Origin of the sequence: Staphylococcus casei (assembly GCF_030294405.1) — a bacterium.
Taxonomy (GTDB): Bacteria; Bacillota; Bacilli; order Staphylococcales; family Staphylococcaceae; genus Staphylococcus; species Staphylococcus succinus.
Window position 1 is genome coordinate 982,970 of record NZ_CP125718.1, and the last position, 17,253, is coordinate 1,000,222.

Below are 17,253 nucleotides of genomic sequence, written 5' to 3' on the forward strand. Positions count from 1 at the left end.
GGATGAGAAGCTAAAAAATATACCTGGTATGCGTTCATTACGCAAACCAGGTATATTTTATTTATTAAAAAAAGTTTTAATATATTTAAATTTGCCTTTATAAGGAGGGAAGAAAAGACTAGATTCAAGGCGAGTAGATTTGAAAATATAAGATTTGTCGTGACTAAACGTGTCAAAGCTATATTTTCCATGATATTGACCAATTCCAGAAGCGCCGACGCCCCCGAAAGGTAAATTTGAATTTGCTAAGTGCATAATCGTATCGTTGATTGCACCACCACCAAATGAAATTTCATTAAGTACACGTTCTGTAGCATTTTCATCTTCACTAAATAAATATAAGCTAAGTGGTTTAGGTTTGGTACGAATTAAGTCAATAGCTTCATCAAAGTCGTCATAAGTAATGATTGGTAATATTGGACCAAAAATTTCATCTTCCATAATTTTTGAATCAAAAGTAATATTGTCTAAAATTGTTGGCGCAATGTATTTATCATTTTCAGATGTTTGGCCACCAAACACAATATTTGAGTAGTGTGTTTTTAATAAATTATCCAAGCGGTGGAAGTGTTTTTGATTAACAATTCTTCCAAAATCAGGACTATCTTGAATAGACTTGCCATAAAACTCAGTTATGGTTTGTTTCAGTGAGGTGATCAATGCGTCTTTAACTTTACTATTGACTAAAATATAATCTGGAGAAACACAAGTTTGCCCAGCATTTATAAATTTACCAAAGCTTATACGTTCACTAGCCACTTTGATATTGGCAGTTTCATCTACAATCACCGGTGATTTACCGCCTAATTCAAGCGTAACAGGAGTTAAATGTTCACTTGCTGCTTGATAAACAATTCTGCCTACCTGTTCACTACCAGTAAAGAAGACGTAATCGAATGGCAAATGAATGAGTGTTTGCGTTGTTTCTGCATCTCCCTGACATACGCTAATGTATTCAGGAGCAAAGACATCTTCGATCAGCTGTTGTATAACAGCTGAAACATGAGGTGTGAACTCTGAAGGTTTAAGTATAACTGTATTACCTGCCGCTATTGCACCAATTAATGGTTCAATCAGTAATTGAAAAGGATAGTTGAAAGGACCGATAATTAAAACAGTCCCATAAGGTTCTTTCATAATATAACTTTTAGTAGGGAACATAAAAATAGGTGTGTTAACCTGTTTTTGCTTCGACCAGTTTTTCAACTCTTTACGTGCTGTTTTAAGGCTTTTTAAAGTGAAACCAATCTCTGTTGCATAACTTTCGACTTTATTTTTACCTAAATCTTTTTGGAAAGCATCAAGTAAATCATTTTCATGGTTTTTGATACTTTTAGTTAACAGTTTAAGTTGTTTTTTTCTAAACTTAATATCTTTTGTGTCATGAGTGTTAAAGTATTGTTTACTATTATGGAAAGTTTGTTCTATCGAATTCAAATCATATCCTCCTATTCTGACGGGTGTTAGAGTTACATAATTTTGATAAAAAACTGGAACATATTAACTATGCTCCAGTATAATTTAAATTCTATATAAAATCATTGTTTACAACTCACGATAAACAACTTAGTTTAATGCTTCAGTAATTTGAGGAACGACTTGTTTTTTACGTGATACAACACCAGGTAAGAATGCAGTGCCATTATTAAGTTCTACATTAAAGGCGATACCCACTTTGTCTTTTTCAGGTCCTACAACTAAAATTTTAGAATTACTATTAATAATATCAGTAACAACTAATACAAATAAGTCATATTTTTCATTTGCACTTGTTTCTAACATTTCTTTTTCTAATTCTTCTTGACGTTCAAACACTTCATCGATATCAACTGCATTGACTTGACCGATACGTGTTGTGTAATCCCCCATGTTAAATGATTTCGCATCCATAGTTAATAAATCTGTAGCTGATTTATTAGAAGTAGAAGCACCTGCTTTTAACATCTCTAAACCATAAGATTCTAAATCTACATCGGCAATTGTTTTTAATGCTTCAGCAGCTTGTACATCTTCTTCAGTACAAGTTGGAGATTTGAATAATAAACTATCTGAGATGATTGCAGATATCATTAATCCAGCAATCTTTGGACTAATCTCAAAGCCACGTTCTTTATACATTTTGTATAAGATGGTAGCTGTACAACCAACAGGTTCAGCACGATAATATAATGGAGCTGCAGTTTCAAAATTAGAAATACGATGATGATCGACAACGTGTTGGATTGTAGCATCGGCGATTGAATCAGCACTTTGTTGGAATTCATTATGGTCAACTAAAATAACGTTTTGATCTGCTAAATTATCGTTGAGTAGTTCTGGAGCATCTACTTTGAATTGATCTAAAGCAAATTGTGTTTCAGGACCTACTTCACCTAAACGATAGGGTGTAGCCTCTGTATTACCAGTTTGTTGTTCAAAGTCTGCCATGATGATTGCAGATGAAATTGCGTCTGTATCTGGGTTTTTATGCCCGAAAATATAAGTTTTTGCCATGTTTAAATTCTCCTTATTTTTATATTTAATATTATATTATCATGATTTTACATTGTTATTCTACTTCTGCACCTAATGAATTTTTAAAATGTCCTAAAGCCCACTCGTGACCAGATGGATTAAATGAGGCAACACCCTTTGGAGATATTGTTATAGCATAGCCTAAATTGTAAGCCGAAATAGCTGTATGTAAGACACAAATATCAGTACACACACCAACAATTTCTAAGTGCTTAATATTTCTCTCTCTTAACATACTATCTAATGGCGTACCATAAAATGCGTCATAACGTGTTTTATCTAAAAAGTGTACGAAATCATTAAATAAAATATTTTGATAAATATCATATACTTTTCCGTAAAGTTCTCTGCCCAGTGTCCCAATAATATTATGAGGAGGGAATAGTTTGTTTTCAGGATGATAGCTATTTTCTTCAAAATGTAAATCCATCATAAAAAAGATTTCTTGCTTTTCTCGATTATAAGCTTCTATTCTTTCAACAATATATTTTTCGATTTGTTGTCCTGCTTTGCCACAAGTTAATTGACCGTTGTCAGCAACAAAGTCATTTGAATAATCTACAACAATCAGTGCACTTTTTTTCATAATTATAGAAACACTCCCAACTTTTAAAGATTATAGCTATTATATACTAAGTAGGGAAATGGATAAAGGTATAGTAAAAGCGTTTAAATATACGTATTTATGTTTAATATATAATTAAGATGGAAGAAAGGAATTCAATGATGATTATAAATGCAAACGAATTTGGCTTGAAAGGTAACAACAAAAGAGCGGATACACGTGCAATGCAGCGCGCATTAAATTATGCAAGAAAGCATGCACCAATAACCATATATGTACCCAAAGGTGAATATCATATAAAAAAAGCGCTTGTGATTTATGACTCAACCACTTTGTTATTGCATGATGAAGCGATACTTAAAAGATGTGGAAAAGATGCACTGCTCAAAAATGGAAGGAAATTAAAGTCTTATTATGGTTATAAAGGGAATAGTCATATTCATATTGCAGGTGGCACATTTGATATGAATGGTTATGAGTATCCATATAACAATACTGTGATGAGTATAGGTCATGCCCAAGATATCCAAATTATAAACGTGACTTTTAAAGATGTTGTCGGTGGCCATGCACTAGATGCTTGTGGTTTGAATGGGTTATATATGAAACAATGTCAGTTTTTAGGATTTAATGATAGTCAAGGTAAACGTAGCTTTTCAGAGGCTATCCAAATAGATATTCAAGTAAAGGGTGCCTTTCCTAAATTTGGGAAGGCTGATGGTACAATTACGAAAAATGTTATTATTGAGCACTGTTATTTTGGGAGTTCTGATACGCCGAATATGAGCGCTTGGAACCGTGCAATTGGTTCACATGCTAGCCGTTATAACCAATTTTATAATAATATCCATATTCGCTTTAATACGTTCGAAGGTATGAATCAATATGCATTAACACCTCTGAAGTCGAAACACACTTATATTCATAACAACCATTTTATTAACTGTGCAGGAGGCATTCGTTTCTTAGCAGTTAAAGAAGGAAAGAATGCGAAAGATTTAAATGGAAAAGAAAGAACTACTCAAGCTGGAAGTGACTTGAATATTTATCAAAATCATTTTACTGGAGTAATGAAAAATGATGCTATACGTATACAAAGTTACAATAATGTAAAGCACGAAAAAATATTAATCGCACAAAATGAATTTGACCATGCGTCACAACGTTTGTATTTGGATGGTATTAAAGAATTGGTATTGTCGCATAACTCAAAGGTTAAAATCAAAAAAACTAATATAGAGTGATTATTAATTATAATAATTAGTCATAAGTATAAGTGATGAAAGCGTTTTTAAATCAGGCTTCGTTCTCCCTTTTTTGTATGTTATACTTTAATGAATTATTGTGAATATTCAGATAATGAATGAAGGGGGAACATTATGAACGACTTGAAACCGGTAAATATGAGAGGGTCACACTACTTAACGTTTTTTTCAAAAAACAAAGAAAAGAAGTCTTATAACATGGGGCAACTGATAGGTTTGATATTGGGACCGTTACTTTTCGCGTTAACATTATTATTCTTTCATCCTGAAGATTTAGCAACAAAAGGCATATTCGTTTTAGCTATAACATTATGGATAGCGGTATGGTGGATTACAGAAGCAATTCCTATTGCAGCTACGAGCTTATTACCTTTAATTTTATTACCGATAGGACATGTACTGAACCCTGAAGAAGTTTCAGCACAATATGGTAATGATATTATATTCTTATTTTTAGGTGGTTTTATTTTAGCTATCGCAATGGAAAGATGGAATTTACATACACGTGTTGCACTAACGATTATAAATTATCTTGGGACGAGTACTGGTAAGATTCTACTTGGTTTTATGATTGCAACTGCTTTTTTATCGATGTTTGTATCAAATACAGCTGCGGTAATGATTATGATTCCAATTGGTTTGGCGATCATTAAAGAAGCGAATGAATTGAAAAATGATCATACAAATTCCGCAAGTATTAACAAGTTCGAACAATCATTGGTATTAGCTATTGGTTATGCGGGGACTATAGGAGGACTAGGAACGCTAATTGGAACGCCTCCATTAATTATATTAAAAGGGCAATATCAGTCAGCGTTTGGTGAAGAGATTAGCTTTGCAAAATGGATGATTATAGGTGTACCGACCGTCATTGTTTTGCTCTTCTTGGTATGGGCTTACATTCGCTTTATTGCATTTAAACATGACATGAAAGAATTGCCAGGTGGACAATACTTAATTAAGCAAAAATTAGATGAACTAGGTGAAATGAAATACGAAGAGAAAGTCGTACAATTTATTTTCCTGCTTGCAAGTTTTTTATGGATAAGTCGAGAATTCTTGTTGAAAAATTGGGCTTTCACTTCAGAAGTCGCCGATGGAACAATAGCAATATTTATATCCGTTTTATTATTTTTAATTCCTGCTAAAAATAAAGCGAAACATAAGCGTATTATAGATTGGGAAGTAGCCAAAGACTTGCCGTGGGGTGTACTGATCTTATTCGGTGGAGGACTGGCATTAGCCAAAGGTATATCTTCTAGTGGATTGGCAAAATGGCTTGGTGATCAATTAAGATTAATAGAAGGTGTTAGTCCACTACTTATAGTAATAGTTATTACATTATTTGTATTATTTTTAACTGAAATAACGTCGAATACTGCAACAGCAACTATGATTTTACCGATACTTGCAACACTCTCAGTAGCGGTAAATGTACATCCATTATTACTTATGGTACCGGCCGCTATGGCAGCCAACTGTGCATATATGTTGCCAGTTGGAACTCCGCCAAACGCCATTGTTTTTGGTACAGGTATTATATCGATTAAAAAAATGGCTTCTGTTGGATTTTGGGTTAACATAGTAAGTGTAGTTATTATTGTACTTATCGTGTATTACCTTGTACCTCCAGTGTTAGGGATAGATGTAACGAAACCACTACCATTGAAATAAAAAATTAAAGCAAAAAGAGCATCATTTCATATAATTGAAATGATGCTCTTTTTTATTTATTTTAGATTAAGTGATTTTATTGAATGAGCCGATAATTGTAACTTGGAAATCCAATGTATTTAATATTTTTATCACTTTAGTTAAATCTTCATTGATTGACGTGTCAGCTTGTACAAAGAAGTGGTACATGCCTAGTTGTGTTTTTAAGGGACGCGATTCAATCCATGAAAGGTTAATATTAAATAAGACAAACGTATTTAATATGCTAGCTAATAAACCTGCTTTATCGAATTTAGGTGTGATTAATAACATAGTATCACTTGCTTGCTCGATGTGTTGTGGTTGATTACTTACGACTAAGAAACGTGTCGTATTATGTGGATAGTCTTGTATGTTCTGGTCGATAGGGTAGTAACCATAAGCTTCACCACTTCCTAATGGTGCAATTGCACCCACGCCGTCTGAAATTTTTTCAAGGCTACTAATAGTACTATCTACATAATCATATTTAAAATCATGTTTCTGAATGTATTGGCTTGTCTGACTTATTGCAGGTGCAATGGAATATACCTTTGAAATATCTTTTACATCTGCATTTTGTGTACCATATAAAGCGAATTGAATATTTAAATGCAGTTCACCCAATGTGTATATATTTTGTTGAGTCAGCGCATCGGCTACTATATTAATTGTACCTTCGATAGAATTTTCAATAGGAACAACTGCAATGCTATTATCATCATTAGATACAGCGCTCACTACTTCGTAAAGGTTGGATTTTGATTCGAAATCCATTTCTGTTTCAGATTTATATTGTTTTGCAGCTAAATAAGAAAATGTCCCTTTTGGACCTAAATAGTATAATTTCATGCATCGATACCCCTTGTCTATGTGTGGCGAGTAAGCAGTTCTAATGGAATGGACAACCTGTTGATTTGGTATTTTTATAATGAAAGTTAGGGTCTTTAACCTCATTGTGATAACCATGATGATAATTGGATACTAACGTTGGAGACAACGAAGGTACTAACCATGACCATTTACCTGTAACTTCTCTACCATTTTTATATTCGTTCTTTTCGAACATTTCAAATTGCTTTGATGCAGTCAAATGATCGACAATAGAGACGCCCTCGTTTTTAAAGGAATGATATACCGCATCGTTTAATTCAACAAGGGCACGATCTTTATTGAAAGAATTATTCTTAAGTGTATCAAATTCAAAAGCTTCTGCAACACTTTCTAATAAATTATAGCGATATGAATCAGTGAAATTACGAACTGCAATTTCATTTACCATATACCAACCATTGAAAGGCGCAGTAGGATAAGTCATACCACCGATTTTCAAATCCATATTAGAGATAATTGGTACTGCATACCACTTTAAACCAAGTTGTTGTAATTTAGGATAGCGGTTGTGTGTAATAGGGACCTCTTTAATAATTTCTGGGTTATATTTATGATACTTTAAATCACCATCTGGCATTTTATAAATTAAAGGCAAGATATCAAAGTCGGTATGTGCCCCTTGCCAACCTAAATGTTCAGCAAGTTGAGTGACTGTTTTCTCTGCTGGATCCCCTTTATCCGAATATCCGGCATATCTAATTAATTGATTATTATAGATGCGCGGCGGATGATGAGGAGAGAAAATAGTGATATAAGGTTTAATCTTGCCATCGTTAGTTGCTGTTTCGATGTGATGTTCAATAGTATTGATAAACTCATATTCAGTTTGTATGTGCCTTGCATCTTTTATGGTAAGAGAGTCCCAAAAAAAACGACCGATACAACGATTCGAGTTTCTCCAAGCCATTTTTGCCCCATAGACTAATTCTTCTTGTGTATGAGTATAGCTTCCCATTGTAAGAATTTCATGTTCAATTTCGTTTAATCTATTTAAAATTGTTTGTTCATCATAATCCAATTCTTTATACATGGATTCAACAAATAATTTAGCTTCATTTAGCATATATAACACCTCGTATAATATTATAGGACATTTTAGACCTTTTACAGTAAAAAACAAGAGAAATGTCACGATATTGTCCAACTGTCTGACACAGTTTTATCATAATTAAATGATTAAGTTAGAGAATAGCTACAAAACAATACATATAGAGCTTAAGTGAGGATTGTATTTCAGGTGCTAAGACGCTTTCTTTTATGCTAAACTAATGGAAAAGCTGATTGGAGAGATAGTTGTGTACCAATACGAAGATGATACATTTGTACTACATAATGATTTATATCAAATAAATATGGCTGAAAGTTATTGGAATGATGGGATTCATGAACGTTGGTCAGTGTTTGATTTATACTTTAGGAATATGCCGTTCGATAGCGGTTATGCAGTTTTTAATGGATTAAAACGTGTTATAGACTTTATAAATAATTTTCATTTTTCTGAATCAGACATAGAATACTTGAAATCAATTGGCTATCAAGAAGACTTCTTAAGCTACTTAAAAGATTTGAAATTCACTGGGAATATCCGTTCGATGCATGAAGGTGAGCTTTGTTTTGGCAATGAACCATTAATCAGAGTAGAAGCACCACTTATCCAAGCGCAATTAATAGAAACAATGTTACTAAATATAGTGAATTTCCATACACTTATTACTACAAAAGCGAGTAGAATTAGACAAGTTGCAAGTGACGATATACTCATGGAATTTGGTACAAGACGTGCTCAAGAAGCGGATGCAGCATTGTGGGGAGCTAGAGCGGCCTTTATAGGAGGATTTAATGCAACGAGCAATGTTCGCGCTGGAAAGTTATTTGATATTCCGGTTTCTGGTACACATGCACATGCAATGGTTCAAGCTTATGGAGATGAATATATAGCTTTTAAAAAATATGCAGAGCGACATAAAGATTGTGTGTTTTTAGTAGATACTTTCCATACATTAAAATCAGGCGTACCTACTGCGATTAAAGTAGCAAAAGAATTAGGAGGCAAAATTAACTTTATCGGTATTCGATTAGATTCTGGGGATATTGCCTATCTGTCAAAAGAGGCACGTAGAATGTTGGATGAAGCCGGATTTACAGATGCCAAAATCATCGCTTCTAATGATTTAGATGAACAAACAATAACAAGCTTAAAATCCCAAGGTGCAAAAGTTGATTCATGGGGTGTAGGTACTAAGTTAGTAACAGGCTATGATCAACCGGCATTAGGTGCGGTGTACAAATTGGTTGCGGTGGAGGATAGTTCGGGACAATATGTGGATCGTATCAAATTATCCAACAATGCTGAGAAAGTGACCACACCAGGTAAGAAAAACGTGTACCGTATCATTAATAAGAAAACAAATAAAGCGGAAGGAGATTACATCACATTAGATCAAGAGAATCCATACGATGAATCACCGCTTAAATTATTCCATCCAGTACACACTTATAAAATGAAGTTTATAAAGTCGTTTATAGCCAAGGATTTACATCATGATATTTTCAAGAATGGTGAACTGGTATATAATTTACCTACTGAAAAAGAAGCACAAACATATTTAAATGAAAGTCTTGAGTATCTATGGGATGAAAATAAACGTCACCTCAACCCCCAAGAGTATCCAGTTGATTTAAGTACTGCATGCTGGGAAAATAAACACAAACGTATATTTGAAGTAGCAGAACATGTAAAGGAGATGGAAGAAGACAATGAGTAATTTACAAGATATTATCGTTAAAGAAATGAAAGTAAAGCCAGTAATTGATAGTAAAGAAGAAACACGTCATATCATTCAATTTATTAAAAGTTATATCCAGTCTCATTCTTTTATTAAATCTTTAGTGTTGGGTATATCGGGTGGACAAGATTCGACATTAACAGGAAAATTATGCCAAATAGCTGTCAATGAACTGAAACAAGAAGGGATTGACTGCCAATTTATTGCTGTGAAATTACCTTATGGTATACAAAGTGATGCAGCTGAAGTAGAAGATGCATTAAACTTTATCCAACCTGATAAAGTCGTTACAGTGAATATCAAAGCAGCTGTAGATCAAAGCGTACATTCACTTGAAGAAGCAGGTATTCAATTGACAGATTTTCAGAAAGGAAATGAAAAAGCACGTGAACGTATGAAGGTACAGTTCTCTATTGCTTCTAATATGCAAGGCATTGTTGTAGGTACGGATCATTCTGCTGAAAATATTACCGGTTTTTATACCAAATATGGTGATGGTGCTGCTGATATTGCGCCAATATTTGGACTGAACAAACGGCAAGGTCAGCAATTATTAACGTATCTTGATGCTCCAAAACATTTATATGAAAAAGTACCAACAGCTGATTTAGAAGAAGATAAGCCACAACTTCCAGATGAAGAAGCGCTAGGTGTGAGTTATAACGATATTGATGATTACTTAGAAGGTAAAACCGTTTCAAGTGAAGCGAAAGATGTGATTGAAAAACATTATATTAAAACTGCACACAAAAGAGAACTTGCTTATACAAGATATTCATGGCCTAAAAATTAAATGTGAGTTATTTGTTTTTTTAGTGACAAAATAAATAGTTGTTGTTAAAATTACTTGAATTTATTGTATGAGAAAGGAAAATGGATATGTCAGTGATAACATCTAATCCATGGTTAATGGTATTAGCAATTTTTATTATCAATGTTACTTATGTAACATGTTTAACGATGAGAACAATATTAACACTTAAAGGTTATCGCTATGTAGCAGCTATTGTCAGTTTTTTAGAAGTTCTTGTTTATGTAGTTGGTTTAGGTATGGTCATGTCTAGTTTAGACCAAATTCAGAATGTATTAGCATATGCCTTTGGATTTTCAATTGGTATTATTGTTGGTATGAAGATTGAAGAAAAGTTAGCATTAGGGTATACGGTTGTTAATGTTACTTCATCAGAATATGAATTAGATTTACCGAGACAATTAAGAGATTTAGGTTATGGTGTTACACATAGTACAGCATATGGTAGAGATGGAAAACGTTTGGTTTTACAAATACTTACGCCAAGACGCTTTGAATTTAAATTAATTGATACAATTAAACAAATGGATGAAAAGGCATTTATTGTCGCATATGAACCACGCACAATACATGGTGGTTTCTGGGCTAAAGGATTGAAGAGTAAAAAACTTAAACAATACGATACGGATGAAGTTGAAAGTATATGAAGAAACAACAAAAATTTAAAGTTGAAGAAAATGAATCCATACAAGACTGCTTACAGCGTATGCGTGAAGCGGGTTACACACCAGTTAAACGATACGAAAAACCAGTTTATAAAGAGAATAAAGACGGTAGTGTAGAAGTGCTTAGACAAGAAATTGAGTTTGTCGGCAAGTTACAAGAGCTATAAGTCATGAACCGCATGGTTTACCCATAGCGGTTCATTTTCTTTATAAATGTAAATATTTTATAAAGAAGACCGAAAAGACTTATACATTTTAAGGCAATTCTGTTAAACTAGTATTGAAGGTATTAAACACGAACTTTAAACTCGTTTCATCGTAAAATGTACATGTTTTGAGGGTTTGTGAACTAAAACTTACGTAAGATAGGAGCTTATTTCAATGATTGAACGCTATTCTAGAGAAGAAATGACAAATATTTGGACAGATCAAAATCGCTATGAAGCTTGGTTAGAAGTAGAGATACTTGCATGTGAGGCTTGGAGTAAATTAGGTGATATCCCTGAAGAAGATGTAAAGAAAATACGTCAAAATGCTAAAGTTGATGTCGAACGCGCGCAAGAAATTGAACAAGAAACTCGTCATGATGTTGTGGCTTTTACAAGACAAGTTTCTGAAACCTTAGGTGAAGAACGTAAGTGGGTACATTATGGTTTAACTTCGACAGATGTTGTTGATACTGCGTTAAGCTATGTGATTAAACAAGCCAATGATATTATTGAAAAAGATTTAGAAAGATTTATCGAAGTATTAGCGCAAAAAGCAAAAGATTACAAATATACATTGATGATGGGCCGTACACATGGTGTGCATGCTGAACCAACTACTTTTGGTGTTAAAATGGCACTATGGTATACAGAGATGCAACGTAATTTAGAACGTTTTAAACGCGTTAGAGAAGAAATTGAAGTAGGTAAAATGAGTGGAGCTGTAGGTACGTTTGCTAATATACCACCAGAAATAGAAGCATATGTATGTGAAAACTTAGGCATCGACATTGCTCCGGTATCAACACAAACATTACAACGTGATCGTCATGCTTATTACATTGCTACGCTTGCATTAATTGGAACTTCAATGGAAAAATTTGCTGTTGAAATTCGTAATTTACAAAAAACTGAAACACGTGAAGTAGAAGAAGCATTTGCTAAAGGACAAAAGGGTTCATCAGCAATGCCTCATAAACGTAACCCAATTGGTTCTGAAAATATTACAGGTATTGCACGTGTGATTAGAGGCTATGTAACGACAGCTTATGAGAATGTCCCATTATGGCATGAGAGAGATATTTCACACTCATCTGCAGAACGTATTATGTTACCAGATGTTACCATTGCATTAGATTACGCTTTAAATCGTTTTACAAATATTGTAGATAGACTTACAGTATTTGAAGATAATATGCTTGAAAATATTGATAAAACTTATGGTTTAATCTTCTCACAACGTGTATTGTTAGCGTTGATTAATAAAGGTTTAGCACGTGAAGACGCTTATGATAAAGTTCAACCTAAAGCGATGGAATCTTGGGAAACTAAAACACCATTTAGAACATTGATTGAGCAAGATAGTTCAATAACTGATTTATTAACTAAAGAAGACTTAGACGAATGTTTCAATCCAAAACATCATTTAAATCAAGTTGACACTATTTTTGAAAGAGCTGGACTGGTTTAAAACAACATTGCTTGAATTTTTCAATGGAAATCGTTACACTTTAATGTGTTAGTACGTTAAAATGAGATAAAATTGAAAGATACAGGGGTTGTTTTTATGCAAATTGAAAAGTTAAGAGGTCATGCATTAGATGAATTATTTGATGCTATTCTAACGCTTGAAAATAGAGAAGAATGTTATCAATTTTTTGATGATTTGTGTACGGTAAATGAGTTACAGTCATTGTCACAACGTTTGCAAGTCGCTAAGATGATTAAACAAGGATATACTTATGCGACGATAGAGCAAGAGTCAGGTGCATCAACTGCAACAATTTCTCGAGTGAAAAGATCATTGCAATGGGGTAATGATGCATACACGATAATTCTAGATCGCATGAATATTGAAACAGCCGATTAAATTTAATATATACACAAGATTAATGCGATAGTTAATCTTAAACTGTCGACAAGGTAATTACTTTGTCGACTTTTTTGATAAATTAAAAAGGATTAAAAAATTAACGATTATACAAAAAACATATTGAATGAATGATAATGATAGATTTCATAATTCATATCAATGCTTATAAAACTGAAGGAAATCAATGTAAGGGTTTACTGTGTAAAATGTCAATATAATTGTGTTGTGGTATCTTGTAGTATAAGCACATGAAAGGAAGTTGAGTATGCTAAAGAAATGGATTGTTGGGATGTTTACTTTAATTGTTGGCACAATCATCTTAATTGTCACATTCATTCTATTGATTCTCAGTATGAAACCAAACACGCAATCTACGACTTCAGAAATTGTTAAACCACGAAATGCATTACCAATTATTACAGAAAAACATGGTATTACACGTATCAACGGCCATGTTGTAGTCAATAAACAATATAGCTTACCACGGACATATCAACCAGGTGAAAATAAAGTAGCAAGATATCAACTCAATCAATTACTTCACAAAGCAGAAAAAGAACATATAGATTTAAAATATATTAGTGGTTATCGTAGTTACGATGACCAAAAACAAGTGGTTGAGACATATACACAAAAAGATGGAAAGCAGACAGCTCAGAGTTATACGGCTCCACCAGGACACTCAGAGCATCAAACGGGTTTGGCTTTTGATGTAGGTACAAATAGGCCAATGAAAGATTTTCATAAAGATTTTGAAAAATCTCAAGAAAGTAAATGGTTGACCCAACATGCGGCTGATTATGGATTTATTATTCGCTATCCCAAAGGACAATCTCAACAAACCGGCTATGCGTATGAACCATGGCATTTACGTTATGTAGGTCATCAATTAGCTAAAATTATAACTGAAGAACATACAAATTTAGAAAGTTATTATCATTTAAACCGTGAGATAAAATAGCAACAAAGTAGAACACAATACTAAGGAATCACTTCAAATAAATGAGGTGATTTTTTTCTACTTCCTTTTAGAACTCATAGACTAAAAATGATATAATCATATGTATGCTAAAAAAAGGAGTAACATATCATGTATGACATTAAAAAATGGAAACATATTTTTAAATTAGATCCTGCAAAGTCGATCACCGATGCACATTTAAAGATGATTTGTAAGTCGGATACCGATGCAATTATCATTGGCGGGACAGATGATGTTACTGAAGATAATGTTGTTCATTTGATGAGTCGAGTAAGAAGGTATTCGCTACCTTTAGCATTGGAGATTTCTAATGTAGAAAGTGTAGTGGCTGGGTTTGATTGTTATTTTGTACCAAGTGTATTAAATAGTAGTAATGTTAAGTATCATAATGGCATTTTATTAGAAGCGCTTAAATCATATGGACAGATGATTGATTTTGAAGAAGTTGTGTTTGAAGGTTATGTTGTTCTGAATCCAGATTGTAAAGTAGCACAATTAACACAAGCTCAGACAAAGTTAGATCAAGAAGATATTGAAGCTTATGCACAAATGATTAATGATATGTACAAGCTACCAGTCATGTATATCGAATACAGTGGTACATACGGTGAAATTGAAATGATAAAATCAGCATCAGCAATGTTAACCCATACACAATTATTCTATGGTGGTGGCATAAATAGCTTTGACGAAGCACAAGACATGGCTGCTTATGCAGACACGATAATAGTTGGCGATATTATATATACAGATATAGATAAAGCATTAAATACAGTTAAGATAAAGGAGTCACATAAATAATGAATGCATTAGTTAATAAGATGAATGACGAGCAAAGCCAAGCAGTACGAACTACAGAAGGGCCTTTACTTATAATGGCAGGTGCAGGGTCGGGCAAAACACGTGTGTTAACACACCGCATTGCTTATTTGTTAGATGAAAAAGATGTGTCTCCATATAATGTTTTGGCGATAACCTTTACAAATAAAGCAGCTAAAGAAATGAAAGAACGTGTTGAAGCATTGGTTGGTGAACAAGCTCAAGTCCTTTGGATGTCTACATTCCACTCTATGTGTGTGAGAATTCTTCGTAGAGATGCAGATAGAATTGGAATTGAACGTAATTTTACAATTATTGATCCAACCGATCAAAAATCTGTTATTAAAGATGTATTGAAGACTGAGAACATAGATAGCAAAAAATTTGAGCCTAGAATGTTTATTGGGGCTATTAGTAATTTAAAAAATGAATTGAAAACACCTGAAGATGCACAAAAAGAAGCTAATGATTATCATACACAAATGGTTGCTACAGTGTATAAAGGCTACCAACGACAACTTACAAGAAATGAAGCACTAGACTTCGATGATTTAATTATGGTAACTATTCGCTTGTTTGAACGTGTACCAGAAGTATTGGATTACTATCAAAATAAATTCCAATACATACACGTAGATGAATACCAAGATACCAATAAAGCCCAATACACATTAGTTAAATTATTAGCTAGTAAATTCAAAAATTTATGTGTGGTTGGTGACTCCGACCAATCTATCTATGGTTGGCGTGGTGCCGATATTCAAAACATTCTATCATTTGAAGAAGATTACCCAGAGGCAAAAACAATATTTTTAGAACAAAACTATCGTTCGACAAAAAATATTTTAAATGCAGCCAACGAAGTGATCAAAAACAATTCAGAGCGTAAACCTAAAGGATTGTGGACTGGTAATACAGATGGAGATAAAATTCATTATTATGAAGCGACGACAGAGAGAGACGAGGCCGAATATGTTGTTCGTGAAATTATGAAACAACAACGCAATGGCAAGAAATTTAAAGATATGGCAATTTTATATCGTACAAATGCGCAATCACGTGTACTTGAAGAAACATTTATGAAATCGAATATCCCATATACTATGGTTGGCGGTCAAAAGTTCTATGACAGAAAAGAGATTAAAGATCTATTAAGCTACTTACGTATCATTGCAAACAGTAATGATGATATTAGTTTACAACGTATTATTAATGTTCCTAAACGAGGTATCGGACCATCATCAGTAGATAAAATTCAAGCTTATGCCGTTCAAAATGACTTGAGTATGTTTGATGCATTAGCAGAAGTAGATTTTATAGGATTATCAAAAAAAGTCACGCAAGAATGTATTAACTTTTATGATGTTATGCAAAATATTATAAAACAACAAGAGTTTTTAGAAATTAGTGAAATTGTAGAAGAAGCTTTAACAAAATCAGGTTACCGTGAAATGTTGGAACGTGAACAAAGTTTAGAGTCGAGAAGTAGATTAGAAAATATAGATGAGTTCATGTCTGTTCCAAAAGATTATGAAAAGAATACACCATTAGAAGAACAGTCATTAATTAATTTCTTAACAGATTTATCACTAGTTGCAGATATTGATGAAGCACAAATCGATGATGGTGTAACACTAATGACGATGCACTCTGCCAAAGGTTTAGAGTTTCCTATCGTATTTATTATGGGAATGGAAGAATCACTATTTCCACATATAAGAGCAATTAAAAGTGACGATGAACATGAGATGCAAGAAGAAAGACGTATCTGCTATGTAGCTATTACACGTGCTGAAGAAACTTTATATATCACACATGCTACTTCACGAATGTTATTTGGACGTCCACAATCGAATATGGCTTCAAGATTTTTGAGAGAAATACCAGAAGAGTTAATGGAAAATGATAATAAATCTAAAGCAGCGAGCAATGGATTTAAATCAGCGACGAAACAACCAGTCAAAAGAGGTTATAGTCAACGCGCGACTACTTCGAAGAAAACTCAAGTATCTACAGATTGGAAAATTGGTGATAAAGTGGTTCATAAGTCTTGGGGTGAGGGTATGGTAAGTAATGTCAATGAGAAAAATGGTTCAGTAGAATTAGACATTATCTTTAAATCCGAAGGTCCTAAACGTTTACTTGCACAATTTGCACCGATTGAAAAGAAGGGGGAATAGT

Annotated in this window: 16 protein-coding genes; 11 read left to right on the forward strand and 5 right to left on the reverse strand. The window is 33.4% G+C overall.

All coding sequences use genetic code 11. From position 1 onward, the window contains the following. Positions 1-57: 57 nt before the first annotated feature. The 3 genes from QMO72_RS04595 to QMO72_RS04605 all read right to left on the reverse strand — a co-directional run bounded on the left by QMO72_RS04595 (position 58) and on the right by QMO72_RS04605 (position 3,100). Positions 58-1,437 carry an aldehyde dehydrogenase gene (locus QMO72_RS04595; protein ID WP_103266368.1) on the reverse strand — a complete coding sequence of 460 codons (1,380 nt, stop codon included), beginning with the start codon at positions 1,435-1,437 and terminating at the stop codon, positions 58-60. Between the two features lie 129 nt (positions 1,438-1,566). After that, the gene (locus QMO72_RS04600; RefSeq protein WP_069824851.1) at positions 1,567-2,493 is read right to left on the reverse strand and encodes a manganese-dependent inorganic pyrophosphatase; all 927 of its coding nucleotides are present in this window, start codon (positions 2,491-2,493) and stop codon (positions 1,567-1,569) included. A gap of 55 nt (positions 2,494-2,548) precedes the next feature. Next, positions 2,549-3,100 (reverse strand): cysteine hydrolase family protein, encoded by a 552-nt coding sequence (locus tag QMO72_RS04605; protein WP_103266367.1) that lies wholly within the window; start codon positions 3,098-3,100, stop codon positions 2,549-2,551. A 140-nt stretch (positions 3,101-3,240) separates the two neighbouring features. Between QMO72_RS04605 and QMO72_RS04610 the strand changes: the two genes are divergently transcribed. After that, the gene (locus tag QMO72_RS04610) at positions 3,241-4,323 is read left to right on the forward strand and encodes a glycosyl hydrolase family 28-related protein (protein WP_103266366.1); all 1,083 of its coding nucleotides are present in this window, start codon (positions 3,241-3,243) and stop codon (positions 4,321-4,323) included. Positions 4,324-4,458: 135 nt separating this feature from the next. Next, the gene (locus tag QMO72_RS04615) at positions 4,459-6,018 is read left to right on the forward strand and encodes an SLC13 family permease (RefSeq protein ID WP_103266365.1); all 1,560 of its coding nucleotides are present in this window, start codon (positions 4,459-4,461) and stop codon (positions 6,016-6,018) included. 66 nt (positions 6,019-6,084) lie between these two features. Here the strand turns inward: QMO72_RS04615 and QMO72_RS04620 are convergent, their stop codons facing one another. Both QMO72_RS04620 and QMO72_RS04625 read right to left on the reverse strand, forming a co-directional pair. Continuing rightward, positions 6,085-6,888 carry a prephenate dehydratase gene (locus QMO72_RS04620; protein WP_103266364.1) on the reverse strand — a complete coding sequence of 268 codons (804 nt, stop codon included), beginning with the start codon at positions 6,886-6,888 and terminating at the stop codon, positions 6,085-6,087. Between the two features lie 40 nt (positions 6,889-6,928). Next, the gene (locus QMO72_RS04625; protein ID WP_103266363.1) at positions 6,929-7,993 is read right to left on the reverse strand and encodes a nitric oxide synthase oxygenase; all 1,065 of its coding nucleotides are present in this window, start codon (positions 7,991-7,993) and stop codon (positions 6,929-6,931) included. Positions 7,994-8,225: 232 nt separating this feature from the next. On the opposite strand from QMO72_RS04625, the gene QMO72_RS04630 reads away from it, so the two are divergent. The 9 genes from QMO72_RS04630 (at position 8,226) to pcrA (ending at position 17,252) form a co-directional block, all read left to right on the forward strand. Then, positions 8,226-9,695 carry a nicotinate phosphoribosyltransferase gene (locus QMO72_RS04630; RefSeq protein WP_103266362.1) on the forward strand — a complete coding sequence of 490 codons (1,470 nt, stop codon included), beginning with the start codon at positions 8,226-8,228 and terminating at the stop codon, positions 9,693-9,695. After that, the gene (gene nadE, locus QMO72_RS04635; RefSeq protein ID WP_103266361.1) at positions 9,688-10,509 is read left to right on the forward strand and encodes an NAD(+) synthase; all 822 of its coding nucleotides are present in this window, start codon (positions 9,688-9,690) and stop codon (positions 10,507-10,509) included. Before QMO72_RS04630 ends, nadE begins: the two co-directional genes overlap by 8 nt. A gap of 86 nt (positions 10,510-10,595) precedes the next feature. Then, on the forward strand, positions 10,596-11,174 hold the full coding sequence (locus QMO72_RS04640) for a DUF2179 domain-containing protein (RefSeq protein ID WP_069824859.1): 579 nt from the start codon (positions 10,596-10,598) through the stop codon (positions 11,172-11,174). Then, positions 11,171-11,359 (forward strand): NETI motif-containing protein, encoded by a 189-nt coding sequence (locus QMO72_RS04645; RefSeq protein WP_063410329.1) that lies wholly within the window; start codon positions 11,171-11,173, stop codon positions 11,357-11,359. The genes QMO72_RS04640 and QMO72_RS04645 overlap by 4 nt, the downstream gene beginning before the upstream one ends. A gap of 214 nt (positions 11,360-11,573) precedes the next feature. Continuing rightward, entirely contained in the window at positions 11,574-12,869 is a 1,296-nt protein-coding gene (gene purB / locus QMO72_RS04650) for an adenylosuccinate lyase (protein ID WP_103266360.1), read from the forward strand. 96 nt (positions 12,870-12,965) lie between these two features. After that, a complete protein-coding gene (locus tag QMO72_RS04655; RefSeq protein WP_046837904.1) occupies positions 12,966-13,268 on the forward strand; it encodes a YerC/YecD family TrpR-related protein in 303 nt (100 codons plus the stop codon). Between the two features lie 268 nt (positions 13,269-13,536). Continuing rightward, positions 13,537-14,232: a M15 family metallopeptidase gene (locus QMO72_RS04660; RefSeq protein ID WP_103266359.1), complete on the forward strand. Its 696-nt coding sequence runs from the start codon at positions 13,537-13,539 to the stop codon at positions 14,230-14,232. A 129-nt stretch (positions 14,233-14,361) separates the two neighbouring features. Next, positions 14,362-15,054: a heptaprenylglyceryl phosphate synthase gene (gene pcrB / locus QMO72_RS04665; RefSeq protein ID WP_103266358.1), complete on the forward strand. Its 693-nt coding sequence runs from the start codon at positions 14,362-14,364 to the stop codon at positions 15,052-15,054. Further along, positions 15,054-17,252: a DNA helicase PcrA gene (gene pcrA / locus QMO72_RS04670; RefSeq protein WP_103266357.1), complete on the forward strand. Its 2,199-nt coding sequence runs from the start codon at positions 15,054-15,056 to the stop codon at positions 17,250-17,252. Before pcrB ends, pcrA begins: the two co-directional genes overlap by 1 nt. Position 17,253 lies beyond the last annotated feature (1 nt).